Below are 26,019 nucleotides of genomic sequence, written 5' to 3'. Positions count from 1 at the left end.
TTTACCCGGATCGGCGGGCAGACGGCCCCCCTGCGATGGTCTGGGGCTCAAAAGTCCAGATCCGCGTAATGCGCGGGCTGGGGGAAGCCGGGGATCTGGTCAGCAAGGATCGACCGAAACGCCGGGCGGGATTTGATCTTGGCGTACCAGTCGCGCACATTGGCGTTCCGGTTCCAGTCCACGTCACTGATGTAATCCAGCGATGACAGATGCGCGGCGGCGGCAAAATCGGCCAGCGACAATTCGTTCCCCGCCAGCCAGCGGCGCTGCTCTAAGAGCCATCCCATGTAATCCAGATGGTACTTGATCGCCTTGGCACCCGCTTTCACGTTCTTGCTTTCAGGATATCCGGTGCCCATGACCTTCTTGTTCACCCGCTCATACAGCAGGTTCGAGGTCACCTCGTTATGGAATTTGTCGTCAAACCAGCTGACCAGCCGACGCACCTCGTACCGGTTTTCGGGATCGCGGGGCAAAAGTGCGGGCTCGGGGAATTTCTCTTCCAGATATTCACAGATCGCCGCGCTTTCTGTCAGCAGCCGCCCGTCGATTTTCAGGATCGGCACCTTGCCCGCCGGGTTGCGACGCAGAAACTCGGGGTTCCGCTCCCAATAGCGTTCCTCGACAAGCTCAACCTCGACCTTTTTTTCGGCAAGGGACAGCCGCACTTTGCGGCAGAACGGGGACAGGGGAACGTGGAAAAGGCGGTTCATGTGCAACTTCTGGTCTTGGAGTATGCCCCGTATTGCCCCGAACGCGTCACGGGATCAATCCTCGAAGCAGTCAGAGCGCCCATCCGCGCGGATCGTGGCCGCTCCGTCCATGATGGACTGGGCGCGTTTGCGCACGAAGGGGGACGGACGCGAGGCTGAGCGTTCCTTGGGATTGGGCAGCAGGGCCGCCAGCCGCGCGGCCTGCGTGGCGGTCAGTTCCTCGGGGCCGACGCCGAAGTAATGGCGGGCGGCGGCTTCGACGCCAAAGACGCCTTCGTCGAACTCGGCAATGTTCAAATAGACCTCGACGATCCGGCGCTTGGTCCAGATCAGCTCGACCGCCGGGGTTAGCCCGGCTTCCATCACTTTGCGCAGCCATGAACGACCATGCCATAGGAAGGTGTTCTTCACGACTTGTTGGGTCAGGGTCGACGCCCCGCGGTTGCCGCCATCCTCGATCGCGGCACGAATCGCACCCATGTCAAAGCCCCAATGCTGGCAGAAGTTCGCGTCTTCGGCGGCGACGACGGACCGCGCCATGACCGGAGCAACGTCGTCCAGATCAACCCACTGCCGGTCTACGTCGCCCAGCCGCATCTTTTCAGCAATGATATAGGGCGTGGTGGGCGGATTGATCACCGTGCACGAGGTGACAGTCAGGCCAACAAGAATCACCACAGCCAAGACCCCACGACGCAGCCAACGGATTGGTTTGAACCACTTTCCGGGCTTGGTCTTGTCTGTCTTCGTCTTCGGCGCCTTTTTCTTGGCCGCCGGCTTTTTTTTCATTGCTCGTGCCACAGACCTTTCAGACCACGACAAACGTGCGGGGGTCAAGGTCTGGATCAAAGCGCGGGTCCTCGGGGCGTGCCAAAATGCCCATAGGAAAGGAGGATCCAATGGAAATGAATAAGCTTCCGTTCTATGACATGAGCGATAATCCAACCGGGTGTTGCCCCGTTTTCAAACCTGACACCTGGGAAGGCGTGACGCTTCATTTTAAGGATAAGCCCTTTGTCAGGGCCAAAACGCATTCGGTTCTTCATGTACCTGTCGATATGGGAAAGGTGTTTTCCCGCGTTTTCAAGCATATGGAAGACAGTGGGGTGTATGAGGCGTCCGACTTCGTCGTGATGAGCCGTGATTTGTCGTCGTGGAAAGCAGAACATCTGTTCGCTGCAAACAAGCCAGTGGACGCCGAAGAGATGACCACCCTGTCGGGTGATTTCGTCACCAAGGTTTTTGAAGGCGGGTATCGCGAGGCTAAGAACTGGTACAATGAAATGCAGGCGCTTGCGGCAGAGCATGGCACGAAAAATGCCGAGGTCTGGTTCTTCTACACCACCTGTCCGCGCTGTGCGAAGGTCTATGGCAAGAACTATGTTGTGGGGCTGGCACGCCTGTAACAAAAAAGGGCGGCCCGTAGGCCGCCCTGTGTGTGTCTGCTGCGCCGAAGTTACTCGGCGGGAATTGCGTCTGCTTCCAGCGACAAGGGCGCGGGCAGCTTGTTCAGCATCTCTTTCGGGCAGATCTGCAGGAAGTTGGCCTTCTCGCTGTCCCAGTGACGCAGGATTTCCGTGGCCTTCTGACTGCGGGTTTCCTCGACATGGCGTTCGATCAGGCCTTTCAGTTGGGCTTCCCAGTGATCAACTGCAACGGGGCAGGTCACAAGGCTTTCCATGTTCATATGGTCCTGCGCCTCGCCGTCGGGATCGTACAGGTACGCCATACCGCCCGTCATGCCAGCCCCGAAGTTCGAACCGATCGAGCCCAAGATCACGGCGACACCGCCGGTCATGTACTCGCACCCGTTCGAGCCACAGCCCTCGATCACCACTTTCGCGCCCGAGTTCCGCACCGCGAAACGCTCGCCCGCGCGGCCTGCTGCGAACAGGTAGCCGTCGGTCGCACCGTACAGAACCGTGTTGCCGATGATCGTGTTGTCGGATGCAACCAGCGGGCTGACCAGCGGCGGACGCACAACCACGGTGCCGCCGGAAATCCCTTTGGCCACATAGTCGTTCGCGTCGCCCGACACTTCGATCTTCAGACCGGGGGCCGCGAAGGCACCCAGCGACTGACCGGCCGAGCCTTGCAGCTTCACCGTCAGGTGATCGGGCTGCAACGAGTTGCGCATGCCGAAGCGCTTGACGATGTGCGAGGAAATCCGCGTGCCGACCGTGCGGTGCGTGTTCTGCACCGTGTAGGACAGTTGCATCTTCTCGCCATCTTCCAAGAAGCGCTGCGCATCGCGCACGATCTCGGCGTCCAGCGTGTCTGGCACGGCATTGCGATCACGGTCGCGGTTGTAGACGATCTTGTCCGCACCATCGACCACCAGCAGAAGCGGGTTCAGGTCGAGGTCGTCCAGATGCGCCGACCCACGCGAAACCTGCGACAGCAGATCAGCGCGGCCAATCACGTCGTCCAGCGAACGCGCGCCCAGCTCGGCCAGGATTTCGCGGACTTCCTGAGCGTAGAAGGTGATCAGGTTCACAACCTTGTCGGCATTGCCGGTGAACTTGCCGCGCAGTTCTTCGTCCTGCGTACAGACGCCAACGGGGCAGGTGTTCGACTGACACTGGCGGACCATGATACAGCCCATCGCGATCAGCGCGGCGGTGCCGATGCCGTATTCCTCGGCGCCCATCATCGCGGCCATGACGATGTCACGACCGGTGCGCAGACCACCATCGGTTCGCAGCGTAATACGGTCGCGCAGGTTGTTCATCGCCAGCACTTGGTGTGCCTCGGTCAGACCCATTTCCCACGGCAGACCGGCGAACTTGATCGAGGTCGCAGGCGATGCGCCCGTGCCGCCATTGTGGCCCGAGATCAGGATCACGTCGGCTTTCGCTTTCGCAACACCAGCCGCAATCGTACCAACACCGGACGATGCAACCAGCTTCACCGTCACCTTACAGCGCGGGTTGATCTGCTTCAGGTCATAGATCAGCTGGGCCAGATCCTCGATCGAGTAGATATCGTGGTGCGGCGGCGGCGAGATCAGCGTCACGCCTTTGGTCGAGTGGCGCAGGCGCGCAATCAGGTCGGTGACCTTCATGCCGGGCAGCTGACCACCTTCGCCGGGCTTGGCACCCTGAGCGACTTTGATCTCAAGCTCTTCACACTGGTTCAGGTATTCGGCGGTCACACCGAAACGGCCCGATGCCACCTGCTTGATCTTGGCTGACGGGTTATCGCCGTTGGGTTCCGGGTGGAAGTGTGCGGGATCTTCACCGCCCTCACCCGAATCCGACTTGGCACCGATGCGGTTCATCGCGACGTTCAGGGTTTTGTGTGCCTCGGGCGACAGCGCCCCCAGCGACATACCCGGCGTCACGAAGCGCTTGCGGATCGCGTTGATGCTTTCCACTTCCTCGATCGGAACCGGCTTGCCCATCGGTTTGATGTCCAACAGGTCACGCAGATGGATCGGCGGGTTCGCCCGCATACGTGCGGAATACTGCTTCCACATCTCGAACGAGGCGCGGTCGCAAGCCGATTGCAGCAGGTGCATGGTCTGGGCTTCCCAGGCGTGCGTCTCGCCCGAGCGGCGCGCCTTGTAGAAACCACCAACGGGCAGAACTTTGTCGCCACCGCCAAAACCGGCTGCGTGGATCGCCACCAGTTTCTTCTGAATGCCGCTGACACCGATGCCCGAAATGCGCGAGGTCATGCCGGGGAAGTATTCCGCAACCATCGCACGCGACAGGCCGACGGCCTCGAAGTTCAGGCCGCCGCGATAGGACGAAATGACCGAGATACCCATCTTCGCCATGATCTTCAGCAGACCTTGGTCGATGGCTTCGCGGTAACGGCTGACAGCTTCGGTCAACGAGCAATCCAAGAGGCCACGTTCGATACGATCGGCCAGAGAATCCTCGGCCAGATAGGCGTTAACAGTGGTCGCACCACAGCCCACCAGAACCGCGAAGTAATGCGGGTCAATACATTCGGCCGAGCGTACGTTCAGCGATGTAAACGTCCGCAGACCTTTCTTGACCAGCCAGCTGTGCACAGCCGAGGTTGCTAGGATCATCGGCATCGCCACGCGGTCTCCGCCCTGCGCCTGATCGGTCAGAACAAGGTGACCAGCACCCGAGCGCACGGCCTCTTCCGCTTGGGCGCGGATGTCTTCCAGCGCAATACGCAGCGCGCTTTCATCGCCGCCTGCCGGGAAGGTACAGTCGATCTCGGTCATGGGCGAGTTGAATGCCTCGGTCAGCTTCACGAATTGCTCGTTGCCAACAAAGGGGCTTTCCAGCACGACGATTTCCGTCTGTGCGCCACTTTCATCCAGCACGTTCTTCAGGTTGCCGAAACGCGTCTTCAGCGACATCACGCGGTATTCACGCAGACTGTCGATCGGCGGGTTCGTCACCTGGCTGAAGTTCTGGCGGAAGAAGTGGCTGAGCGGGCGGTACTTGTTCGACAGAACAGCCGACGGGGTGTCATCGCCCATCGAGGCCAGCGTTTCCTTGCCGTCTTCAGCCATCGGGGCCAGAATCTGCTCCAGCTCTTCCAGCGTGTAACCGGCAGCCACCTGACGGCGACGCAGTTCATCGCCTTGGAACAGCGGCTTTTCTTCGATCTGCGACAGGCTTTCTTCCATGTCGTTGATCTTGCCAACCCATTCCCCGAAGGGCTGGGCCGCAGCCAATTTGTCTTTGATTTCAACGTCGTGGTACAGCTTGCCGTCCTTGGTATCCACGGCCAGCAGCTGACCCGGACCAAGTGCGCCTTTTTCCACAACCGTGGCTTCGTCGGTCGGAACCATGCCCGCTTCCGAACCTGCGATGACAAGGCCGTCGCCGGTCACGACATAGCGCATCGGGCGCAGGCCGTTGCGGTCAAGACCGGCACAGACCCAGCGACCATCGGTCATGGCCAAGGCGGCGGGGCCGTCCCACGGTTCCATAACCGAGTTGCAGTAGGAATACATGTCCTTCCACGCCTGCGGCAGGTCGATGGCTTGCTTGGACCAGCTTTCCGGCACCAGAATGGTTTTTGCCATCGGGGCCGAGCGTCCAGCGCGCACCATCACCTCGAACACCGCGTCCAGCGCAGCCGAGTCCGACGACCCGCCCGGCACGATGGGTTTGATGTCTTCTGCCAGATCTCCGAACACGTCCGACGCCATGCGGATCTCGTGCGATTTCATCCAGTTCAGGTTGCCCTTCAACGTGTTGATTTCGCCGTTATGGGCCAGCATGCGGAAGGGCTGCGCCAGCCACCACTGCGGGAACGTGTTGGTCGAGTAACGCTGGTGATAGATCGCGAAGGTCGACTTAAAGCGTTCGTCCATCAGGTCGGGATAGAAGACCGCAACCTGTTCGGCCAGCATCATGCCTTTATAGATGATCGAGCGGCAGGACAGCGACGCGATATACAGGCCGCTGATCTGGGCTGCGTTGGCGGCTTTTTCGATCCGGCGACGGATTACGTAAAGCTCGCGCTCAAACTGCTCTTCATCGACGCCTTTCGAGTTCGAGATCAGGATCTGCTCGATTTCAGGGCGTGTGGCGTTGGCCTTGTCACCCAGACAGTCAATGTCGACCGGCACGTGGCGCCAGCCATAGATGTGATAGCCCATTTTCAGGACTTCGGTTTCCACGATCGTCCGGCAGGTTTCCTGCGCGCCGAAATCGGTGCGGGGCAGGAAGACCTGACCAACCGCGATCAGCTGGTCCTGACGCGGCTCGTGGCCCGTGCGACGGATCTGGTCATAGAAGAACGGAACCGGGATCTGCACGTGGATGCCCGCGCCGTCGCCGGTCTTCCCGTCAGCGTCAACAGCACCGCGGTGCCAAATGGCTTTCAGCGCATCGATGCCGGCCTCGACCACTTTGCGTGTTGGTTTGCCGTCCACGGCAACCACAAGGCCCACACCGCACGAGCTGTGCTCGTCTTCTTCGCGATAGAGGCTGTGCTCGTTCATAAAGGCGCGCTTGGCTTCCTCGCGGCGGACCCAGTTTTCATCGTATTTCGTCATTTCGGTTCTCCTTGCGGATGGGCGCGGGCGGTGATGCCCTGCAGGCCCTTGAATTTGATTACTCAGCAGCGACAGCGGCGGATGCGTTCAGGCTGTCCAGAATGTTGGCGCCTGCTTCACGACCGTCACGGATGGCCCAGACCACCAGAGATGCACCGCGCACGATGTCACCGACGGCCCAAACACCGTCCAGGTCGGTCTTGTGGGTGCCAAAAGAGGCTTTCACGGTGCCCCAGCGAGTCACGGGCAGATCCTGTTCGCCCCAGAGGGTCGGCAGATCTTCGGGTTCGAAGCCCAGTGCCTTGATGACCAGATCGGCGTCTTCGGTATAGTCCGAGCCTTCGATCACTTCCGGGCTGCGACGGCCCGAGGCATCGGGCGCGCCAAGGCGCATCTTCTGCACGATCACGCCGTTCACAGGATTGCCGGTAAAGCCCTTGGGGGCCGACAGCCAGACGAATTCCACGCCTTCCTCTTCGGCGTTCTGCGTTTCGCGCTGCGAACCCGGCATGTTGGCGCGGTCGCGGCGGTACAGACATTTCACCGACTTGGCGCCCTGACGGATCGCGGTACGGACACAGTCCATCGCGGTGTCACCGCCGCCGATGACGACAATGTTCTTGCCCTCGGCATTCAGTTCGCCACTTTCATATTCCGGCACGGTGTCGCCAAAGCTCAGCTTGTTCGAGCAGGTCAGATAGTCCAGCGCGGGAACGATACCGTCAGCACCAGCACCCGGACCCGACAGGTCACGGCCTTTGTAGACGCCGGTGGCCAGCAGAACGGCGTCGTTCTGGGCGCGGATGTCTTGGAAGGTGATGTCTTCGCCGACATTGCAGTTCAGAACGAACTCGACGCCCGCATCTTCCAGCAGCTTCACGCGGCGCATGACCACGTCTTTTTCCAGCTTGAAGCCGGGGATGCCGTAGGTCAGCAACCCGCCAGCGCGGTCGTGGCGGTCATAGACGGTGACTTTCACACCAGCACGCACCAGAACGTCAGCGGCGGCTAGACCACCGGGGCCAGCGCCGATGATGGCCACTTTTTCCGAGCGGTTAGCAACAGGGGTAATGTCTTCGACCCAGCCATTTTCCCAGGCGGTGTCGGTGATGTATTTCTCGACCGCGCCGATGGTCACGGTGCCGTGGCCCGACTGTTCGATCACGCAGTTGCCTTCGCACAGACGGTCCTGCGGGCAGATGCGGCCGCAGATTTCCGGGAAGGTGTTGGTGGCCTGGCTGAGGGCATAGGCTTCCTTCAGGCGGCCAGTGGCGGTCATGCGTAGCCAGTCGGGGATGTTGTTGTGCAGCGGGCAATGCGACTGACAATAAGGTACGCCGCACTGGCTACAGCGGCTGGCCTGCTCGGCCGCCTTCTGCGCGGCGAACTCGGCGTAGATCTCGTTGAAGTCTTCTTTACGGGTTTCGGCGGCGCGCTTTTCGGGCATGTCCCGATCGACCGACACGAATTTCAACATAGGCTGCTTTGCCATCCTGGCTCTCCCTCGGCTGGCCCGTTTTCGGGCAGACTCTTGGCTTGGAGTTTGGCTTTTAAGGGGACTCGCTGGAAATGAAAAGGCAGTAATACTTACCTAAATGCGAAAATATAGTGCGAAGCAGGCTAAATCTTAGTCGTGGCGACAAAAATTAGGACAGCAATGCATACCTATAAAGCCTCTTCCCTTTCCGGACCGCTGCTTTAGCTTGCCGCACAGCTTTGTTTTCAAGGATCCGCGCATGTCGCTTGCCCATATTCTTCTGGTCGCCATCATACAGGGAATCACCGAGTTTTTGCCGGTTTCGTCCTCGGGCCATCTGGTTTTGGTGCCCCATCTGACCGGGCTGCCGGATCAGGGTTTGGCGATCGATGTGGCGGTGCATGTTGGCACTCTGGGCGCGGTGATGCTGTATTTCTGGCGCGATGTGCAGATCGGTTTGGCCGGTATCCCGCGGATGCTGACGGGGCGGATTGATACGCCGGGTGCGAAGTTGGCCTTCCTGTTGCTGATTGCGACGATCCCGGCCGTGCTCCTTGGGCTCGTTTTCAAAGTAACCGGGCTGAGCGATCAGATGCGGTCGATCAAGGTCATCGCCTGGACGATGATCCTGTTTGGTCTGGTGCTATATTGGGTTGATCAAAAGGGCAGCGTTCAGAAAAATGCGGATGATTGGAGCTTGCGGGACGCCGTCATCATGGGTCTGTGGCAGGCGCTTGCACTGATCCCCGGCACGTCGCGGTCCGGGGCCACGATCTCGGGTGCGCGGGCGTTGGGGTACGAGCGGTCAGACGGCGCGAAACTGGCGATGCTGATGTCGATCCCAACGATCATCGCCTCGGGTGTATTGCTGGGGGTCGAGGTTGCGGCCACAGCAGATGCGCAGGTGGCCCGCGACGGCGCCATCGCGGCGGTGTTTTCCTTCGTCGCGGCGCTTCTGGCGCTCAGCCTGATGATGCGGCTGCTGCGCTCGGTCAGCTTCACGCCTTACGTGATCTACCGCATCGCGCTGGGCGTGGTGTTGCTGGGCATTGCCTATCTCTAACGAAAAAAGGCGCGGAAGACCGCGCCCTTTCCTAACTGATGAACCGTCGGCTTAGCCGTCGGTGCGCAGGTTCTTGGCCGAGCTCTGGATGGCGGCATATTGCCCGCCCGCGCGGAAGCGCCACAGATAGTCCGGCAGGATCGCGGCCATGGCGCGCGGGGTGATGCCCAGATCAGCAAAGCCCTTGGCGTCTTCTGCAACCACGTTGTCATAGCCAAGGCTGGTCACCTGATCGCGGGTCAGCGGCGCGGCAATCAGCCCGCCCGAGATCCACTGGATCAAGTCAAAGATCCCGGCCTGAAGGCGCGCAATGCCGAAGGGCAGGTTCAGAACAAGGCGACGACGCTGAGTCACTTCAAGCATCCGGTCAATCGACTCGCGCAGGGTTTCCACATCGGGGCCGCCCAGTTCGTAGATGCCCGCTTCGACCTGACCCAGAGCGGCCATCTCGGCAGCTTTGGCCACGTCGTCCACGTGAACCGGCTGGAACTTGGTGTTGCCGCCGGTGATTGGCAGGACCGGCCCAAAGCGGGTCATGTTGGCGAAACGATTGAAGAACTGGTCGTCGGTTCCGAAGATGACTGAGGGGCGCAGGATCACTGCGCCGGGGAAGGCGGCTTGAACGTCTGCTTCGCCTTGCGCCTTGGTGCGGGCGTATTCGCTGTCGCTGTCTGCATTCGCGCCGATGGCCGACAGTTGAACCAACTGGCCTACGCCTTCTTCGCTTGCGATCCGGGCCACGCGGCCTGCGCCGTCATGGTGTACCGCGTCAAAGCTGTTCTTCCCGATCGAGTTCAGGACACCCACGCAGTTCACAACTGCATCTGCACCTTGCATCGCGGCGCGGACCGAGTTGTCATCGCGGATGTTGCACAGGATCGGCTCGACCTGACCGACGGCACCATAGGGTTTTACGAACAGCGCTTCGTTCGGACGGCGCACGGCAACGCGGACGCGCCAGCCCTGCTTAGCCATGCGGCGGGCGATATAGCGCCCGACAAAACCCGAACCGCCATAAATCGTGACCAGCTTGGACATGGAAGCTCTCCTTGAATTCCTTGGCTTTTGCATAGCTTTCAAAGCGCGTTTCGGCAAGGCGCAAACGGAATCGCAGAAAAGCAAAGAAATGCTGTTGACACTCTCCACCGGTCACACTAAATCCCCCTTCACCAACCCGTGCCCAGATGGCGGAATTGGTAGACGCGCTAGCTTCAGGTGCTAGTGTCCGTATGGACGTGGAGGTTCGAGTCCTCTTCTGGGCACCATTTCCCCCCTGCTATCTCGATGAAGTTAAACGAAAACAGCGCTTTAGCATTGTGCTCGGGACCACTTATGGGACCGCTTTCGTCAAAATCGAACCGAAACATGTCAGTTTTGGGCGAACGAAAACTGTTGCCTGTCGTCACCATTGGGTTGACTGTATCCTACGCATCGCGTTGTTGTCAGGGATGCGCTCTGGGGAAGTCTGTGGGCTTCTGGCGGAGGATCTCGCGAACAAGGGCAATCTGGGGAGCTTCTACCGGATCAGGTCCAACGCACTGAGATCCCTGAAGACCAAGACAGCTGAGCGGGACGTGCCAGTGCATGATGTGATTCAGCACGACGTGCTACCCTACCTTCCAAAGGAGGGACCTCTCTTTCCCGGTATTACAGTTGATCGCGTGACAAAGCAGTTCGCGAAGATGCGGGTGAAGCTGGGTCTCGATCGCCCGGGATTGGTGTTCCACTCAACGCGTAAGTGGTTCATCACCCAGTGTGAGCGCACGGGTGTTCCTGAACACTTTACGGCGTCCTTGGTTGGGCATCAGTCCAGTCGTTCTGGGAACAAGCTCACGTATCGGCTCTACTCTGCTGGGATCAGCAATAGCCAGAAGCGGCAAATCATCGATCAGATCAGATTGCCGCCAACGGTGACACAATGAGTAATCCTGTTCCTGACATTGACGCCTTCGAAGAGCGGGTTGCCATTGCTGAATACGATGGTGGCCTTACGCGCAAGCAGGCAGAAAATTTAGCTGCCCAATGCCAAGGATTCCGTGACGCTGACCACTATTGGCAAACCCTCGCAGACTACGTGGTCACCAGAAGCTTGGAGAGTCGCTAATCACCAAACCAAAACTTCGCCCGGGTCCCTATGTGGGGCTCGGGCGGATGGTTCTCATTATTTTTTTCGAGCCCGATAGCTAACAATGCATGAATTCAGACTTCAACCTGTGGCACTCACCATGTGAGTAGGTCTTGTTGCGCCCTCTAGACGAACAACAACGAAGAAGATAGCCAACGGTAGAACGACGAGTTTGAACAAAAAGGCCGCCAACACGGAAATCATTGCAAACACGAGTTCATCTGATCTCGAGAGTATAACTCTTGCTGACTTCTGCGCGGTGTTTGCGGCGCTCATTACTCGACCAGAAGCGCCTTTAACAGCATCTACGCCCGAGTTAAGCGTCTCACCCGCGTTAGAAATCGAGCTTGATACACTAGACCAAGTTTCGGAGAGCGAATTAGTGATGCTGCCCTCTACATCTTCACTTTCTGTTTCCGGTTTCTCAGTGTCGTTGAAATTAAGATCTGACTGTTGATTTTCTTCCTCTGGATTTGGGACTTGCATTTGGCTTGTCACTTCCTCCAGCACGTTTGAATATTCCTTCCAAGAACTCTCGGATACTCGGTCGCCTATCCAGCTCGCAAATGCAAAAGCAAGGATTGCCGCATAGATAAGAAAGCCCACTCGAGCAAAGCCTCCCAAGCTTTGTACGATCACTGGGTGAAGGTGACGGGATGCATCCATGAAACGGATTCCTGACAAAACGAAAATAGCCAAACCGAGCAGGATGAAACTAGAATGCCCGAGTATCGGAAGAAGAACAGTTACGAGTGAGGCGATTGATCCTGTTAAGAAAATCGCTGTTGATAGACGTTCAACAGCATCATCTACGGGCTCAAGGACCTTGAATGGCTGGATTGTTCCCGAAGCCATCACCACTCCCCCACTGACTTCGACTTCTTGGGCGAAAGAGAGAACAGCATTAAGCGCGCGTAGCGTAATGTAGGTTTTAACTGAATCAGAAGCGATTTCAGTCGCATATGTTTCGGCAGTCTTTGCCAAGGGGACCGAGTTAACCAAGCCCAATACAAGCATTAGTGCTCCTAGTAACATGCCAAAAGAGCTGATGGATTTTGTGCTCATTGCCTTATCGTCAACAAAACAGTGCCACTGCTTACCTGGCATAGGAGGAAAGGAGATATCCCAACTCTGGCATTGGGTGAAGGCGCGCTGAGGAAAGTGCATGAGAACAGCATTCACCTGTATGAGGGATTGGATGTCTAGAGGTTGCTAAGGACCACTCCTTGGACCGCTTCTCGAAACACCAGACACCTAACTCATTGATATTAAAATATTGATATAGAGTTCGATTGCCTCTTCTGGGCACCACTCTCTCATTACAGCGGAATTTTCACCCGGATCAAAGCTTTGGCCGATTCGTGTCGACATGGTTGTTGGGCCGAAATGTGACGGCTGTGTGCCGCTGATTTTAACCTTTTAGGCAGGTGCGATACGGTAACCTATACAAAAGTACAGGTGATTGGGTGAAATGCCACATTTTGCACACATTCCTGGCTCTTTTTTCCTTCTTGACGGCAAAGTTACCAGTTAAAGTTTAAACGGTATTGAGCTTTCGAATCCTGAGCAGGTGAGATGAATAAGCGAACCAAAGATAAAATCTTGAACGAGGATGGGACTGCAACCGTTGAGACGGTTTTGTGGCTGCCGGCGCTATTCATGATTTTCATTCTGATCATTAACGCGTCCTTCGTGTTCTATAAGCAATCGATCATGATGCGCGTTGTTCAAGACGCGAACCGCGCTTTGTCGGTTGGACGCATCGGAGGCGGGCTCGAAAAAGCCGCGGCTGAGGCCGCCACGCAGACCTATATCAAAGATCGGATTTCGGGCTTTTCGAGCAATGGGACGGTAAAGACCACCATCAATTCGTCGACCGGGGTGATCACGACAACGGCGTCGATTCCGGTGTCAGATCTGATCTTTAATGGAAAGTTCAATATTCTTACAGGCTTCTCGATCTCTGCCCAATCGCAACATTTCGTAGAGTATTAATGTGACCGCCATGACCCATACCTCTTTCGCCCTCCGCCGCATCCGCCGCTTCAGACAAGATGAAAACGGAGCCATCACGATTTTCGGATTGTTCCTTTTCGCTGCGATCGTTCTGGTCGGAGGTCTGGCGATCGACATGCACAACCTGATGACGGCGCGCACGCAGCTGCAGATCTCGGCCGACTTGACGGCGCATGCGGCGCTGTATCGCCGTGATTTTGAAACCGATCCCGCCAAAGCGAAAACACAAGCGCTGGCATTGGTTCAAGCAAGTATGCCGAAAGCGACGTATGGCGATGTCATTGAAGCAAAAGACATCACCTTCGGTAAATGGGACCCCTCGACCGAGAAGTTCACCCCCAGCGCCAATTCCAGATCGGCTGTCCATGTCTATTCGACGCGTCTGAATTCGAAGTCGAACCCTGTGTCGACCTTTGTTCTGCGCGTATTGGGCTATGTGAATTATGACATGTCGGTCCAGTCGGTGTTCACCACCTTCCGCCCCACCTGCTTCCGTGAAGGGTTCGTGGCGGATGATCGCATCGATGTGCAGTCGAACAACGCCTATAAGAACGGGTTCTGCATCCATTCGAACGACCACGTATCTTTGAACAACAACAACACGTTTGAAACGGGTACAGTCGTCTCGATGCCCGATATCGGTGACGTTGATTTGCCATCGTCCGGGTGGGAAAAGAACGAGGGTCTGCAAGCGGCACTGCGTGATGGCTATTACCGCCTGCGCCTTGTCAACAAACTGCCCTATATCATTCAGGGTTTGAAAGACCGGGATCCCGAATACCTGCCGGACTTCATTGATCCGCTGGATACAGTTAAGTACCTAACGCTCAAGAACAGCGACAAACTTATGATGTCGGATCTGACCAAGGATCGGGTTCACGTGGTCGGGTGCGGTAAAAACGGTACTCTGACGATCGACGAGCCGACGGCGATTTCTGATGTGGTGATCGTGACCGACTGTGTAATCAAGTTCGGTCAGGCATTGCGCATTGAAAATTCGGTGATCGCAACGACCAATACCGATGCCAAATCCATCAATTCGAGCTCCAGCTTTACCCTCGGCAAGAATGATGGTTGTGCTGATGGTGGTGGTAGCGTGTTGATGACACTGGGGAGTGTGTCGGTTGCCTCGAAAATCCATGTTTATGGCAGCCAGATTATCGCCAAAGACGACATTTCATTCACCGCGAACGCGAATGGGATCGAGGGTGCGTCCTTTATCGCAGGGGGCGAAATTGACGGGACCGCAAATGGCGATATGGGCTTCTGCGGCACCGGGATGACCAACATCTACGAAGCCGAATACTTCCGTATGGCTTACTAAGATCGTGCTTTAAAGAAACCGGCCGGGCGCGTTGCGTCTGGCCGGTTTTTCTATGCGCTGCGCTCTTTCAGGACCTTGTCTAGCTTCAGCCCGGAATGCGGCGTGCGCTCCTGCAACAGCTGGCGCACCTCGTGCTTCAGGTTCTCGGGCCGCTTCAGGTTCACCGTATTGAACAGCGAGGTCTCCCACAGCGCGTCCGGCAGGTTGTTGGTCAGGTATCCTTCGTCCCGGGGCAGCGCCCACATGGTTACGCCCGCCTTTGTCTGAAGCCGTGAGAACCGCAGATCGACAAACCCGGCGCAGGGGTGAATTTCGGCCAATGTCGGGCAGTTCTTGCCCAGAAAACACGCGGTCCCGGTGCCCAGAAGGTCGACCTTGAAGATCTGAGGGCACTTCTTCCCAAACGCAAAGTTCCGCCAGCCAAAGCTGTCTTGCTGCTTTTTGAAAACAAAGGCATGCGCTTGATATCCAAGCGTATTTGTCGCGAGGTCCAGCCTGTCGGTGAAGGCGAGCGTACGCGCCACATAGTCACCGGCATAGATGATGTCGTCATCAATGGTGAAGACGATGTCATCCGCCGCTACCGGAAACGCGAATTTGCCCGCGTCTTTCAGGTCCGCGTCCGGGATCATAACCTCGACGTTGGGGATTGTGTCCAAGCCGGGCGGCGGCGCGGTGTATTCGTTAAGGCAGACAAAGACCTTGTCCACCTGCGGCGCGATGCTTTTGACGGCGTCCAGCAGCAGGTGTTGTCGCTTCGGAAAGGTGGCCAGATGCGCCCGGATCACGCCTCGTCGTCCTGCACATGGTTGTCCGGGGCTGGGCCGCGATAAGCGGCGGTCAGCTCGTCCGGCACTTCGGAACCGTCTTTCAGGAAGGGCAGAATGCCACGGCGCATCGACCGCCCGCGTCCTGCCTCGATCTGGGCGTCGGATTTGGTGACACGCTGGCTCATCCTCCGGCCCCATTGGCCCAGCATCTCGTATAGCCGCGCGATCTGATCCTGATGGGTGTTGCCACGCGCCAGATCGTTCAGCTCGTCCGGGTCGGTTTCCAGATCAAATAGCATCGGGCGCAAGCCGCCTTCCGCGTGCATCAATTTGTAGCGCCCGTCAAAGACCATAAACAGCCGTGCATCACGGGGGCTGACGCCCAGCTTGTCGCAGACGGGTGTGGACGAATAGTCGTACTCGCTGATTGTAAAATCACGCCAATCCGGTGTCTCACCCCGCAACCACGGCATAAGGCTGCGACCTTCCAGAATGTGATCGGCCACGTCTCCGCTAGCAACCTCGACAAAGGTGGGGGCAAGGTCGATCGCCTCGACCAGCGCGTCGCAGGTGGTGCCACGCGTGGCATCGGCGGACGCGCGAGGGTCGGCGATGATCAGCGGCACTTTCACGGAGGGTTCGTGGAACAAATCCTTCTCGCCCAGCCAGTGATCGCCCAGATAATCCCCATGGTCAGAGGTCAGCACGATCATCGTGTCATCGGCCTGCCCGGTGGCGTCCAGATGATCCAGAATACGCCCCAGATGATCGTCGCATTGCTTGATCAGCCCCATATAGGCGGGAATCACTTTGCGGCGGACCTCGTCCTGCTGGAAGGCGGCGGCGATTTTGTTGTGCATGAAGGCGTCAAACACGGGCTGCGCGTTCTGGCGTTCGTCATCCGAGCGCACTGCGGGCGGCACATCGTTCGGCCCGAACATGTCGTGATAAGGCGCGGGTACGATATAGGGCCAATGCGGTTTGATATAGCTGACATGCGCGCACCACGGCCCCTTGGCCTGATCCATGAAGCGCAGGGTTTCCGATGTCAGCCACGCGGTTTCGCTGTCTTCCTCGCGGATATTGGCGGGCTTGTCGGCATTGTCGAACATCCAGCCGCTGGCGATTTCTCCACCCTCGACGCCCGCATTGGCATTGACCGACCACGGATTCTCGGCCTCGTAACCCTTCGACTTTAGGTACGCATTATAGGGAGAGTGTTTTTCATCATAGAACCCATCCGGCCCCTCGGCCCACAGCCCATCGTCGCGGACCCAAACGTCAAAGCCGCACTCGGCCTGACGCGCACCGATGACGCTGTCGGGCGCGATGCCAAGGCGTTTCATCCCTTCGGCATCCACCTTCATATGCGTCTTGCCCAGAAGCCAGCAGTCCATCCCGGCCGCGCGCAGGTGATCGCCCATCGTGTGCTCGCCCACGCGCAGCGGGAAGCCGTTCCATTGCGCCCCGTGGGACGAGGCATAGCGCCCGGTATAGGTGCTCATCCGGCTGGCGCCACAAATCGGGGATTGCACATAGCAATTGGTAAAGCGCACGCCACGCGCCGCCACGCGGTCGAAATTGGGGGTCTTCAGCGTCGGGTGGCCAGCGCAGCTGAGGTAATCAAACCGCAGCTGGTCATACATGATGAAAAGAATGTTCATGTCTGTCCTCCCGTGAGCCTTTCCGGCACGGTAGGGCAGGGGAGGCTGATCAGCAATGGGCGATCAGATCTGGCGGCCCTGCAAAAGGCGCGGCAGGTCTCCGGTCAGGCCGGCGGCCTCGCGGATGAAGTTGCGGCGCAGGCCGGGCATGGCATTCACCGCGCCCAATCCGATGTCACGCGCCACGCGCAGGATGGGATTGTCGTTGGAAAACAGCCGGTTGGTCGCCTCGGTCATCATCACCATCTGCGATACATCCCAGCGGCGCCATTGCTGATAGCGTTCCAGCACGTCCAGACGGCCAATATCTTCACCACGGCGGCGGGCGAGAGTCAGGACCTCGGCCAGCGCTGCCACGTCTTTGAAACCTGCGTTCAGACCCTGACCGGCAATCGGGTGCATCCCGTGGGCAGCATCGCCCACCAATGCCAGACGATCCGCGATAAAGCTGTTCGCGACCGTCAGGTTCAGCGGATAGGTGAAGCGTTTTCCGGCCAGACTGATCTCGCCCAGGAACGAGCCAAAGCGCGGACGCAGTTCCTCTAGATACCCTTCGTCGTCCAGCGCGTGAATCCGTGCGGCCTCGTCATGGGTTTCTGTCCAGACGATCGAGCACTGGTTGCCCGGCAGCGGCAGGATCGCCAAGGGGCCAGCGGGCATGAAGAACTGGTGCGCGACGCCATTATGCGGCAGCTCGTGATCAATCGCGCAGACCAAGGATGTCTGCCCGTAATCATGCCCATGCCGCTTGATACCCGCGCGTTCTCCGGTGCCGGACTTGCGCCCGTCACAGCCGACAACCATCTTCCCGGTCAGACGTTTGCCCGAGGCCAGCTCTAACGTGACCGAGGCAGGTTCGATCACCTGATCCACCACTGTATCCTGATCAATCAGCGTGATATTCGGGTGCGCCTCGACTGCGTCCAAGAAGGCGCGGGACAGGAAGCGATCTTCGACCATATAGCCCATCGGGCCTTCGTCGATCTCGGCGTGGTCGAACTCCAACACGAACGGGCCGGGGCCTTCGCCGGGGCGACCGTCGGAAATGCGGATGTCCAGAAGCGGCTGTGCGTTTTCTGAAACTTGCGGCCAAACGCCAAGCGCGACCAGAAGCCGTTGCGACGCCAACGCCAGCGCATAACCGCGCCCGTCAAAGTCATCGCCCCCGCGCGCGCCCTTCGGCAACGCGTCTATCATGGTCACCTTGAACCCGGTGTCTCCAAGAGCCAGCGCAAGGGCAGGGCCGTTCAGGCCTCCGCCAACGATCAGGATATCGGCATCATGTGTCATACCCTCTTTCTGCCCCCGCTGTTTGGGATTGTCCATGCGTCGTCCTGTCGTTACCGTCCATCGAACAGGGAAAAACGGAGGCAGGGATGAGCAACGCATGGCTGACCATGAGCATGGCAGATCTGGGCCGGGGCATTGCCAAGGGCGAGATTGACCCGGTGGACCTGACGCGTACCTATCTGGACGCCATCAAGGCCCATCCGTTTGGCGACCGCATCTATGCCCGCTTGACCGAGGATCGCGCCATGTCCGAGGCCCGCGCGGCATCAGAACGTGTACGGATCGGCCACCGTCTTGGTCCGCTGGACGGTGTGCCGATCAGCTGGAAAGACCTGTTTGATACGGCGGGTGTCGCGACCGAAGCCGGGTCCGCCCTTCTGAAAGACCGCGTACCCAATCAGGATGCCGAGGTTCTGCGCAACGCCACAGCCGCCGGGATGATCTGCCTTGGCAAAACGCATATGAGCGAGCTTGCCTTCTCGGGCCTTGGCCTGAATCCGGTCACCGCGACCAGCCCCTGTGTGAACGACCATGACGCCGTATCGGGCGGCAGTTCGTCCGGGGCGGCGACCTCAGTGGCGTTTGGATTGGCGCCGTGTGGGATCGGTTCGGACACGGGCGGATCGGTGCGAATCCCGTCGGCGTGGAACGATCTGGTGGGGTTGAAAACGACCTCGGGCCGAGTGTCCTTGAAGGGCGTTGTGCCCTTGGTGGCCAGCTTTGATACGGTCGGGCCCTTGTGCCGTACGGTTGAAGACGCCGCCCTGATGCTGGCGACGCTTGAAGGCGGGACGCCCGCCGATCTGCGCGGCGCATCCCTGAAAAACACCCGTCTTCTGGTGCTGGAAAACGGGTTCGAGGGCTGTCGCGATGAACCGCTGGCCGGTTTCGACAGCGCGCTGGGCCGTCTGATGGATGGCGGCGCGACGGTCAAACGCCAGCATCTTCCCATCGTGGACGAGGCGTTGGCCATGTCTGGCGTTCTGTTCACCACCGAAGCCTACGCCACGTGGCGCGAACAGATCAAAGCCCAGCCCGACCTGATGTTCGCCGAAATTCGCGAGCGGTTCATGGCAGGTGCGTCCTTCTCGGGTGCGGATTTTGTAGCGGCGTGGCAGCGGCTTGACGACATCCGCGCCGAGTTCCTGTCCGAAATCGCCGGCTATGACGCGGTGGTCCTTCCGACCTCGGCCATCATGCCACCCAATGTCGATCGCCTGATGTCGGACCATGACTACTACGTTGAAGAGAACCTCTGGGCACTGCGCAACACGCGGATCGGCAACCTGCTGGGACTATGCGGTCTCAGCTTGCCGACGGGTCTGCCGTCGACCGGGATCATGCTGCTGGGCGCACCGATGGGTGAAGAACGCCTGCTGCGTCTTGGTGCGGCTTGCGAGGCGGTGTTGTCCTAAAAGCCACAACTGAACTCTCCAAGCGTCGATTTTTACGGCGAAATTCTGGACCAGCCGGGATTTGCAGGCTATCGTCATCGGTAACGGGGCGACATGATCCCGAAAACTGAGGCAGTATAAAGACGTTCCAATGACGTTTCCCGAGCGGTATTCCGGCTTGCCCGAGTATGCATTCCCGCGTTTGCGGACCCTTCTCGACGCTCATGCGCCGGGCGGAGAGGTCATGCATATGACCATTGGCGAGCCCAAACATCCTTTCCCAAGCTGGGTGCCCGAAGTGTTGGCCCAAGCCGTTGATGGATTTGCGAAATATCCACCCAACGACGGCGCACCCGAGCTGCTGGATGCGATTTCCGGCTGGCTGGATCGACGCTATGGCGTGGATGTCCCCAACGATCAAATCATGGCGCTGAACGGAACCCGCGAAGGTCTGTTCAACGCATTGATTGCCCTTTGCCCGGAACAGACGTCGCGTGGCGAAAAGCCCGTCGTTCTGATCCCGAACCCGTTCTATCAGGTCTATGCGGTTGCCGCCGTGACGGTGGGCGCAGAACCCGTGTTTCTGCCCGCGACACCCGACAACAACTTCCTGCCCGATTATTCGAAGCTTCCGCCCGAGATCCTAAACCGGACCGAGGTTGCCTTCATCTGTTCGCCCACCAACCCGCAAGGCGCCGTTGCAGACCGCGATTACTGGGCGAACCTGATTGCGCTGGCCGAGAAGTATGATTTCAAGATTTTTGCGGACGAGTGTTATTCCGAGATCTACCGTGACGCGCCGCCCCCCGGCGCGCTTGAGGTTGCCCGCGAAGGCGGCGCTGACCCGGAACGCGTGACGATCTTCCATTCACTGTCGAAACGATCAAACCTGCCCGGCCTGCGCTCTGGCTTTGTGGCTGGTGGCCCGGAAAGCATCAAGCGGGTGCGCCAGCTGCGCGCCTATGCTGGTGCGCCTTTGCCGTTGCCCTTGCAGCGCGTGGCCGAACGGGCGTGGACCGACGAAGACCACGTGATCGAGAACCGCCGGTTGTACCAAGAAAAGTACGCTATCGCGGACGAGATTTTTGCGGGTGTTCCGGGCTACAGGCCCCCAGAAGCCGGCTTTTTCCTGTGGCTGCCCGTCGAGGACGGCGAGGCTGCAGCGATGAAAATGTGGACCGAGACTGGCGTGCGGGTTCTGCCCGGCGCGTATCTGTCGCGGGACGTGAATGAAGAAAACCCCGGAAAGGGGTTCATCCGGGTCGCCATGGTGGCCCCAAAAGAAGACATGACGCGTGGTCTGATCCAGATCCGCGACGGACTGTACAAGTAAGGACGAGGTGGTATGGCGTATCAGGCGAAACAACGAGATCCGATTTTCGACAGCACCACGCAAGCGGTGTTGGAACGACGCGGGAAAGAGCTTTTGGGCATCGGTCTGATTGCGCTTGGCATCGTGATTGCGTTGATCCTTGGAAGCTATTCGCCTGAAGATCCCGGCTGGATGTCGGCCACCGATACGCCTGCGCAGAACGCACTGGGCCGGTTTGGTGCCTTTGTTGCCTCGCCTCTGTCGGTGATCGCGGGTCTTGGTTCTTGGGCGCTGTCGCTGATCCTTGTGGTCTGGGGGCTGCGCATGACCTTCCATTACGGGGAAGAACGCGCCGTTGCGCGCCTGATCTTCGCGCCGATCGCTGTGGCGCTGTGCTCGGTCTATGCATCGACCTTGGTGCCGGGCGCTGGCTGGACCCATTCGTTTGGCCTGGGCGGATTGTTTGGCGACACCGTGCTGGGCGCGCTGCTGTCGGCGCTGCCGATTAGCGCTGGCGCAGGCTTGAAAGCCATGTCGGTGATTGCGGCCATTGCGGCCATCGCCATGACTATGTTCGTGGTCGGGCTGGACCGGGTCGAACTGAAACGCATCGGCCATTTCCTGGTGGTCGGCGTCATCATGACCTATGCGGGCGTTGTATCCCTGATGGGCAGGGGTGCCAAAGGTGCGGCCACAGGCGCCGCCGCCACGGCGCGCCACATGCAGGACCGGTACGCGGCCCGCAAGGAACAGCAGCAGGCGCAAGAAGAATATCAAGAACTGTTCGAGGAAGAGTTCTCGTCCCCGCCGCCCTTGCGCACCGCGCGTGTGCTGCGCCCGGAACCTCCGATGCATGGCGCGCCCGAAGCTATGCAGTATGAAGAGCCCGCCCCGGCGCCGCAAAAGCAGGGTCTGCTGGCATCCCTGATGCGCCGTAATGTCGAGCCCGAGCCCGAGCTGGTAGAACCCGCTGTTTTCGAAGGCGAAATTTCGGAAGAACTGGGCGGTGAAGATCGTATTCGTGCCAAGATCGCGTCGGCCCTGAAGAACCGCTCGCGTCAGATGCCCATTGCCAATCCGATGCGCGCCGAGCCGCCGCTAGAGCGTGCCGTGTCGCGTCACCGCCGCAGCCCGGATCCGATGATTCTGAATACCTCGATGCCGGCCGAGCCGGACATGGCTGTCCCGATGGAAGACCCGTATGCGGCTCCGATGGTCGACGTATCGCTGGAGGCAGAACTGGCAGAAGACGACATGATCGTCGAAGATTTGATGGCTCCGTCGGTGGAACCCGAGGTGCGCGTCTATACGCCCCAGCATTCGGGCTTCACCCAGCCTGCCAAAAAAGTTGTGCAGCACCCGCCGAAGAAGCCAACCCAGCCCTCGACCCGTGCAAAAGCTGAATCCCAGCCCGCGTTGAAATTTGACGATGCCCATCCGGGATACGAGCTTCCGCCGCTGAACCTTCTGGCGAACCCCACCACGATCGAGCGTCACGTTCTGTCGGACGAGGCGCTGGAAGAAAACGCGCGGATGCTGGAAACCGTTCTGGATGACTATGGCGTGAAGGGCGAGATCGTGTCCGTCCGTCCCGGTCCCGTCGTTACAATGTACGAACTGGAACCCGCCCCCGGCCTGAAAGCCAGCCGTGTCATCGGTCTGGCCGACGACATCGCGCGATCGATGTCGGCCCTGTCGGCGCGTGTGTCGACCGTGCCCGGTCGTTCGGTCATCGGGATCGAACTGCCCAACGAACGCCGCGAGATGGTGTCCTTCCGCGAGATCCTGTCGACCCGAGACTTTGGCGACGGTAATCAGCGCCTGCCGCTGGCGCTGGGCAAGGATATTGGCGGCGAACCCGTCGTGGCGAACCTTGCCAAGATGCCCCACCTGTTGATCGCAGGGACCACCGGGTCAGGTAAATCCGTGGCCATCAACACCATGATCATGTCGCTGCTCTATAAGCTGACGCCGGAAGACTGCCGGATGATCATGATCGACCCGAAGATGTTGGAACTGTCTGTCTATGATGGCATTCCGCACCTGTTGTCGCCTGTTGTGACCGATCCGAAAAAGGCGGTCGTCGCCCTGAAATGGGTCGTGGGCGAGATGGAAGAACGCTATCGCAAGATGTCCAAAATGGGCGTGCGCAACATCGAAGGCTATAACAGCCGCGTCGCCGACACGCTGGCCAAAGGCGAGATGTTCGAGCGCACCGTTCAGACGGGCTTTGACGACGATACCGGCGAACCGATCTTCGAGAGCGAAGAGTTCGCCCCCAAGAAGCTACCCTTCATCGTGGTTGTGGTCGACGAAATGGCGGACCTGATGATGGTCGCGGGCAAGGAAATCGAAGCCTGCATCCAGCGTCTGGCCCAGATGGCCCGTGCATCCGGCATTCACATTATCATGGCCACGCAGCGCCCGTCGGTTGACGTGATCACCGGCACGATCAAAGCCAACTTCCCGACCCGGATTTCGTTCCAGGTGACCTCGAAAGTCGACAGCCGCACCATTCTGGGTGAGCAAGGCGCCGAGCAACTTTTGGGCATGGGTGACATGCTCTACATGGCGGGCGGTTCGAAAATCACCCGCGTGCATGGTCCGTTCGTGTCCGACGAGGAAGTCGAGGAAATCGTCACCTACCTGAAAAGCTTCGGCCCGCCCGAATATGTGGGCGGCGTGTCGGATGGCCCGTCGGAAGACAAGGCTGACAATATCGACGCGGTTCTTGGGCTGAACACCGGTGGCAACACCAACGGCGAAGATGCGCTTTATGATCAGGCGGTTGGGATTGTGATCAAGGATCGCAAATGCTCGACTTCGTATATCCAGCGCAAGCTTGGCATCGGCTATAACAAAGCCGCGCGTCTGGTCGAACAGATGGAGGACGAAGGCCTCGTTTCCGCATCAAATCATGTCGGAAAACGCGAAATCCTAATTCCAGAACAGCAGTAACGCCCCGCCCGGACAGCGATCCGGACAGCGCCGTCCCTTTGGGGGCGGCGCGACTTTCAACGACAACAAACGACAACACAACTGAGGCAAACCTATGATTCAACGTCGTCACACAACCGACCGTATGAGCCAAAGCGTCACCCACAAGGGTATCGTCTATCTGGCCGGTCAGGTCGGCACCCCCGGCAACAGCGTGGCCGAGCAGACCCGCGAATGTCTTGAGCAGGTCGAAAAGCTGCTGGACGAGGCTGGTTCCTCGACCAAGCACATGCTGCAGGCGATCATCTGGATGGCCGACATGAAAGACTTCGCCGAGATGAACTCGGTCTGGGACGCTTGGGTTCCCAAGGGCCACGCGCCTGCCCGCGCCACCGGCTCGGCTGAACTGGCGACCCCGGATCACAAGGTTGAAGTGATCGTGACCGCCGCGGTTATCGAGTAACCGCCCACCTTGAAAGGCGCGTTATCGCCTATCATCTACTGTTCGGGCTTAAATTTCCCATATCAAACGGGATAAGATAAGCCCGAGCAGTAAAGGTAGGATGAATGACCCCCTTGCGTATGACTTTCGCCGCATTGGCCCTGATGGCCACGGCGCTTCCGGCTCAGGCCGAAAAGATCAGCCTGAATGCGATTTCCAGCTATTTGAACGGTCTAAGCACCGCCAAATCGCAGTTCACCCAGATCAATGACGACGGCACGATTTCGACCGGGACGATCTATCTGAAACGTCCGGGGCGCGCGCGCTTTGAATACAACCCGCCGATGGATGCGCTGGTCGTGGCAGGCGGATCGCAAGTTGCGATCTTTGATGGGAAATCCAACGCGGGACCGCAGCAGTACCCGTTGAAACGCACGCCGTTGAACCTGATTCTGGCGCGCAATGTGAATTTGGGTCAGGCCAACATGGTGGTGGGTCACGGCTATGATGGGACGGCCACCACGGTTGTGGCGCAGGACCCTGAGAATCCCGAGGTCGGGACGATCGAGCTGAAGTTCACCGCAAATCCGACCGAGCTGCGCCAGTGGGTGATCACCGACAACGCGGGCTCGCAGACGACGGTTCTTCTGGGCGAGCTTGAGAAAGGCATGGACCTTCGCGCGTCGCTGTTTTCGATCACGGCTGCGATCAACAAACGGTCGAGCAACTAAGCGCCGAAACGGAAAATCTGACCCGGGTTTTCCGGGTCAGAGATTGGCTTATCGGCAGTTTGCCAGCTGGATTTGATACATGATCGAACGGCTTGCGACCTCGTCCGCCACGCGCACCAGCCAGGATTTCGACTTGTAGCTGCCACGCAGGTAACCGGTCCGACCCTCGTGATAGGCCAGATATTGGTTGCGCGCATCATGTAGCGGAATGCCCGTGACCTCGTTCGTTTTGGTCATATACCAACCCATGAAATCCGTCGCGTCCTGAATGCTGGTCCGTTTGGCACCGCGGCCGCCTTCGGCCCGCTGGTATTCTTTCCATGTACCGTCCAGCGCCTGCGCATAGCCATAGGCCGAGCTTTGGCGCCCCATAGGCAGCACGCCCAACACGTATTTCACCGGCGTGCGCGCATCATGTACGAATTTCGATTCCTGATAGACGATCGCCATCTGGACGTGAACTGGGACATTCCATTTCCGTTCGGTCTTCTTCATGGCCCGCAAGATCTTGGGCTGCTGGCGCACGATACTGCACGCATTGTCCAGATTGCGCGGAGCCTTGGAGCCACCGCCACATGACGCCACGAACGCCACGACCATGGTCGCGAGAATGAGTTTTTTCATCTGCCTACTGCTCGTATGTTTTTCACCATTCTAACGGATTTTGGGGGCTGTGGGAATCACCTGATCGGCCTTTTTCGCACCCGCGGCGCATCTTTGCTGATCGGGGCAGAGCGAAACCTGCCGGGGCAAAGATGCCCAAACT

The 26,019-nt window shown here is 58.9% G+C and carries 20 protein-coding genes and 1 tRNA gene; 11 read left to right on the top strand and 10 right to left on the bottom strand.

The genetic code is table 11. The annotated features are described in order from the left end of the window. Window positions 1-47 precede the first annotated feature (47 nt). Both MWU53_RS07605 and mtgA read right to left on the bottom strand, forming a co-directional pair. Entirely contained in the window at window positions 48-713 is a 666-nt protein-coding gene (locus MWU53_RS07605; protein WP_247092080.1) for a glutathione S-transferase family protein, read from the bottom strand. 54 nt (window positions 714-767) lie between these two features. Next, the gene (gene mtgA / locus MWU53_RS07600; protein ID WP_247092078.1) at window positions 768-1,502 is read right to left on the bottom strand and encodes a monofunctional biosynthetic peptidoglycan transglycosylase; all 735 of its coding nucleotides are present in this window, start codon (window positions 1,500-1,502) and stop codon (window positions 768-770) included. Between the two features lie 110 nt (window positions 1,503-1,612). On the opposite strand from mtgA, the gene MWU53_RS07595 reads away from it, so the two are divergent. Continuing rightward, window positions 1,613-2,119, top strand: coding sequence for a hydrolase (locus MWU53_RS07595; protein WP_247092076.1), 507 nt, complete (start codon window positions 1,613-1,615; stop codon window positions 2,117-2,119). 50 nt (window positions 2,120-2,169) lie between these two features. On the opposite strand, the gene gltB is transcribed toward MWU53_RS07595, so the two are convergent. Continuing rightward, window positions 2,170-6,708, bottom strand: coding sequence for a glutamate synthase large subunit (gene gltB, locus MWU53_RS07590; protein WP_247092074.1), 4,539 nt, complete (start codon window positions 6,706-6,708; stop codon window positions 2,170-2,172). Between the two features lie 58 nt (window positions 6,709-6,766). Further along, window positions 6,767-8,200: an NAD(P)-dependent oxidoreductase gene (locus MWU53_RS07585; RefSeq protein ID WP_247092072.1), complete on the bottom strand. Its 1,434-nt coding sequence runs from the start codon at window positions 8,198-8,200 to the stop codon at window positions 6,767-6,769. Between the two features lie 244 nt (window positions 8,201-8,444). On the opposite strand from MWU53_RS07585, the gene MWU53_RS07580 reads away from it, so the two are divergent. Beyond that, window positions 8,445-9,248: an undecaprenyl-diphosphate phosphatase gene (locus MWU53_RS07580; protein ID WP_247092071.1), complete on the top strand. Its 804-nt coding sequence runs from the start codon at window positions 8,445-8,447 to the stop codon at window positions 9,246-9,248. Window positions 9,249-9,299: 51 nt separating this feature from the next. On the opposite strand, the gene MWU53_RS07575 is transcribed toward MWU53_RS07580, so the two are convergent. Further along, complete coding sequence (locus MWU53_RS07575) at window positions 9,300-10,286, bottom strand: complex I NDUFA9 subunit family protein (protein ID WP_247092068.1); 987 nt, start codon at window positions 10,284-10,286, stop codon at window positions 9,300-9,302. Between the two features lie 140 nt (window positions 10,287-10,426). On the opposite strand from MWU53_RS07575, the gene MWU53_RS07570 reads away from it, so the two are divergent. Next, window positions 10,427-10,513 (top strand) — tRNA-Leu (locus tag MWU53_RS07570). Further along, the gene (locus MWU53_RS07565; RefSeq protein WP_247092066.1) at window positions 10,478-11,170 is read left to right on the top strand and encodes a tyrosine-type recombinase/integrase; all 693 of its coding nucleotides are present in this window, start codon (window positions 10,478-10,480) and stop codon (window positions 11,168-11,170) included. The genes MWU53_RS07570 and MWU53_RS07565 overlap by 36 nt, the downstream gene beginning before the upstream one ends. 284 nt (window positions 11,171-11,454) lie before the next feature. Here MWU53_RS07565 and MWU53_RS07560 read toward each other — a convergent pair whose 3' ends face one another. Then, window positions 11,455-12,438 (bottom strand): hypothetical protein, encoded by a 984-nt coding sequence (locus MWU53_RS07560; RefSeq protein ID WP_247092064.1) that lies wholly within the window; start codon window positions 12,436-12,438, stop codon window positions 11,455-11,457. Window positions 12,439-12,948: 510 nt separating this feature from the next. Here MWU53_RS07560 and MWU53_RS07555 point away from each other — a divergent pair. Continuing rightward, window positions 12,949-13,368, top strand: a complete 420-nt coding sequence (locus MWU53_RS07555) for a TadE/TadG family type IV pilus assembly protein (protein WP_281501331.1) — start codon at window positions 12,949-12,951, stop codon at window positions 13,366-13,368. A gap of 10 nt (window positions 13,369-13,378) precedes the next feature. Further along, the gene (locus MWU53_RS07550; RefSeq protein ID WP_247092060.1) at window positions 13,379-14,713 is read left to right on the top strand and encodes a TadE/TadG family type IV pilus assembly protein; all 1,335 of its coding nucleotides are present in this window, start codon (window positions 13,379-13,381) and stop codon (window positions 14,711-14,713) included. Between the two features lie 50 nt (window positions 14,714-14,763). Here MWU53_RS07550 and MWU53_RS07545 read toward each other — a convergent pair whose 3' ends face one another. The 3 genes from MWU53_RS07545 to MWU53_RS07535 all read right to left on the bottom strand — a co-directional run bounded on the left by MWU53_RS07545 (window position 14,764) and on the right by MWU53_RS07535 (window position 18,473). Continuing rightward, entirely contained in the window at window positions 14,764-15,501 is a 738-nt protein-coding gene (locus tag MWU53_RS07545) for a hypothetical protein (RefSeq protein WP_247092058.1), read from the bottom strand. Further along, window positions 15,498-17,147, bottom strand: a complete 1,650-nt coding sequence (locus MWU53_RS07540; protein WP_247092056.1) for a sulfatase-like hydrolase/transferase — start codon at window positions 17,145-17,147, stop codon at window positions 15,498-15,500. The genes MWU53_RS07545 and MWU53_RS07540 overlap by 4 nt, the downstream gene beginning before the upstream one ends. Window positions 17,148-17,210: 63 nt before the next feature. Then, window positions 17,211-18,473 (bottom strand): FAD-dependent monooxygenase, encoded by a 1,263-nt coding sequence (locus tag MWU53_RS07535; RefSeq protein ID WP_247092054.1) that lies wholly within the window; start codon window positions 18,471-18,473, stop codon window positions 17,211-17,213. 50 nt (window positions 18,474-18,523) lie between these two features. Between MWU53_RS07535 and MWU53_RS07530 the strand changes: the two genes are divergently transcribed. The 5 genes from MWU53_RS07530 (at window position 18,524) to MWU53_RS07510 (ending at window position 25,253) form a co-directional block, all read left to right on the top strand. Continuing rightward, complete coding sequence (locus tag MWU53_RS07530; RefSeq protein ID WP_247092052.1) at window positions 18,524-19,852, top strand: amidase family protein; 1,329 nt, start codon at window positions 18,524-18,526, stop codon at window positions 19,850-19,852. Window positions 19,853-19,982: 130 nt separating this feature from the next. Further along, window positions 19,983-21,164: an aminotransferase class I/II-fold pyridoxal phosphate-dependent enzyme gene (locus tag MWU53_RS07525; RefSeq protein ID WP_247092050.1), complete on the top strand. Its 1,182-nt coding sequence runs from the start codon at window positions 19,983-19,985 to the stop codon at window positions 21,162-21,164. Between the two features lie 12 nt (window positions 21,165-21,176). Next, window positions 21,177-24,101 (top strand): DNA translocase FtsK, encoded by a 2,925-nt coding sequence (locus MWU53_RS07520; protein ID WP_247092049.1) that lies wholly within the window; start codon window positions 21,177-21,179, stop codon window positions 24,099-24,101. A gap of 94 nt (window positions 24,102-24,195) precedes the next feature. After that, window positions 24,196-24,543, top strand: a complete 348-nt coding sequence (locus MWU53_RS07515; RefSeq protein WP_247092047.1) for a RidA family protein — start codon at window positions 24,196-24,198, stop codon at window positions 24,541-24,543. A 104-nt stretch (window positions 24,544-24,647) separates the two neighbouring features. Continuing rightward, window positions 24,648-25,253 carry an outer membrane lipoprotein carrier protein LolA gene (locus tag MWU53_RS07510; protein WP_247092045.1) on the top strand — a complete coding sequence of 202 codons (606 nt, stop codon included), beginning with the start codon at window positions 24,648-24,650 and terminating at the stop codon, window positions 25,251-25,253. Window positions 25,254-25,301: 48 nt separating this feature from the next. Here MWU53_RS07510 and MWU53_RS07505 read toward each other — a convergent pair whose 3' ends face one another. Continuing rightward, window positions 25,302-25,877 (bottom strand): transglycosylase SLT domain-containing protein, encoded by a 576-nt coding sequence (locus tag MWU53_RS07505; protein ID WP_247092043.1) that lies wholly within the window; start codon window positions 25,875-25,877, stop codon window positions 25,302-25,304. Between the last annotated feature and the right edge of the window lie 142 nt (window positions 25,878-26,019).

It is taken from the genome of Aliiroseovarius sp. S1123 (genome assembly GCF_023015885.1).
GTDB lineage: Bacteria > Pseudomonadota > Alphaproteobacteria > Rhodobacterales > Rhodobacteraceae > Aliiroseovarius.
Note: the sequence above shows the minus strand (reverse complement) of the source record. Positions and strands in the feature narration are given on the sequence as shown.

Coding starts and splice junctions, on each gene's coding strand:
- MWU53_RS07605 (WP_247092080.1), bottom strand. CDS start 713: ATGAACCGCCTTTTCCACGTTCCCCTGTCCCCGTTCTGCCGCAAAGTG.
- mtgA (WP_247092078.1), bottom strand. CDS start 1,502: ATGAAAAAAAAGCCGGCGGCCAAGAAAAAGGCGCCGAAGACGAAGACA.
- MWU53_RS07595 (WP_247092076.1), top strand. CDS start 1,613: ATGGAAATGAATAAGCTTCCGTTCTATGACATGAGCGATAATCCAACC.
- gltB (WP_247092074.1), bottom strand. CDS start 6,708: ATGACGAAATACGATGAAAACTGGGTCCGCCGCGAGGAAGCCAAGCGC.
- MWU53_RS07585 (WP_247092072.1), bottom strand. CDS start 8,200: ATGGCAAAGCAGCCTATGTTGAAATTCGTGTCGGTCGATCGGGACATG.
- MWU53_RS07580 (WP_247092071.1), top strand. CDS start 8,445: ATGTCGCTTGCCCATATTCTTCTGGTCGCCATCATACAGGGAATCACC.
- MWU53_RS07575 (WP_247092068.1), bottom strand. CDS start 10,286: ATGTCCAAGCTGGTCACGATTTATGGCGGTTCGGGTTTTGTCGGGCGC.
- MWU53_RS07565 (WP_247092066.1), top strand. CDS start 10,478: ATGGACGTGGAGGTTCGAGTCCTCTTCTGGGCACCATTTCCCCCCTGC.
- MWU53_RS07560 (WP_247092064.1), bottom strand. CDS start 12,438: ATGAGCACAAAATCCATCAGCTCTTTTGGCATGTTACTAGGAGCACTA.
- MWU53_RS07555 (WP_281501331.1), top strand. CDS start 12,949: ATGAATAAGCGAACCAAAGATAAAATCTTGAACGAGGATGGGACTGCA.
- MWU53_RS07550 (WP_247092060.1), top strand. CDS start 13,379: ATGACCCATACCTCTTTCGCCCTCCGCCGCATCCGCCGCTTCAGACAA.
- MWU53_RS07540 (WP_247092056.1), bottom strand. CDS start 17,147: ATGAACATTCTTTTCATCATGTATGACCAGCTGCGGTTTGATTACCTC.
- MWU53_RS07535 (WP_247092054.1), bottom strand. CDS start 18,473: ATGGACAATCCCAAACAGCGGGGGCAGAAAGAGGGTATGACACATGAT.
- MWU53_RS07530 (WP_247092052.1), top strand. CDS start 18,524: ATGAGCAACGCATGGCTGACCATGAGCATGGCAGATCTGGGCCGGGGC.
- MWU53_RS07525 (WP_247092050.1), top strand. CDS start 19,983: ATGACGTTTCCCGAGCGGTATTCCGGCTTGCCCGAGTATGCATTCCCG.
- MWU53_RS07520 (WP_247092049.1), top strand. CDS start 21,177: ATGGCGTATCAGGCGAAACAACGAGATCCGATTTTCGACAGCACCACG.
- MWU53_RS07515 (WP_247092047.1), top strand. CDS start 24,196: ATGATTCAACGTCGTCACACAACCGACCGTATGAGCCAAAGCGTCACC.
- MWU53_RS07510 (WP_247092045.1), top strand. CDS start 24,648: ATGACCCCCTTGCGTATGACTTTCGCCGCATTGGCCCTGATGGCCACG.
- MWU53_RS07505 (WP_247092043.1), bottom strand. CDS start 25,877: ATGAAAAAACTCATTCTCGCGACCATGGTCGTGGCGTTCGTGGCGTCA.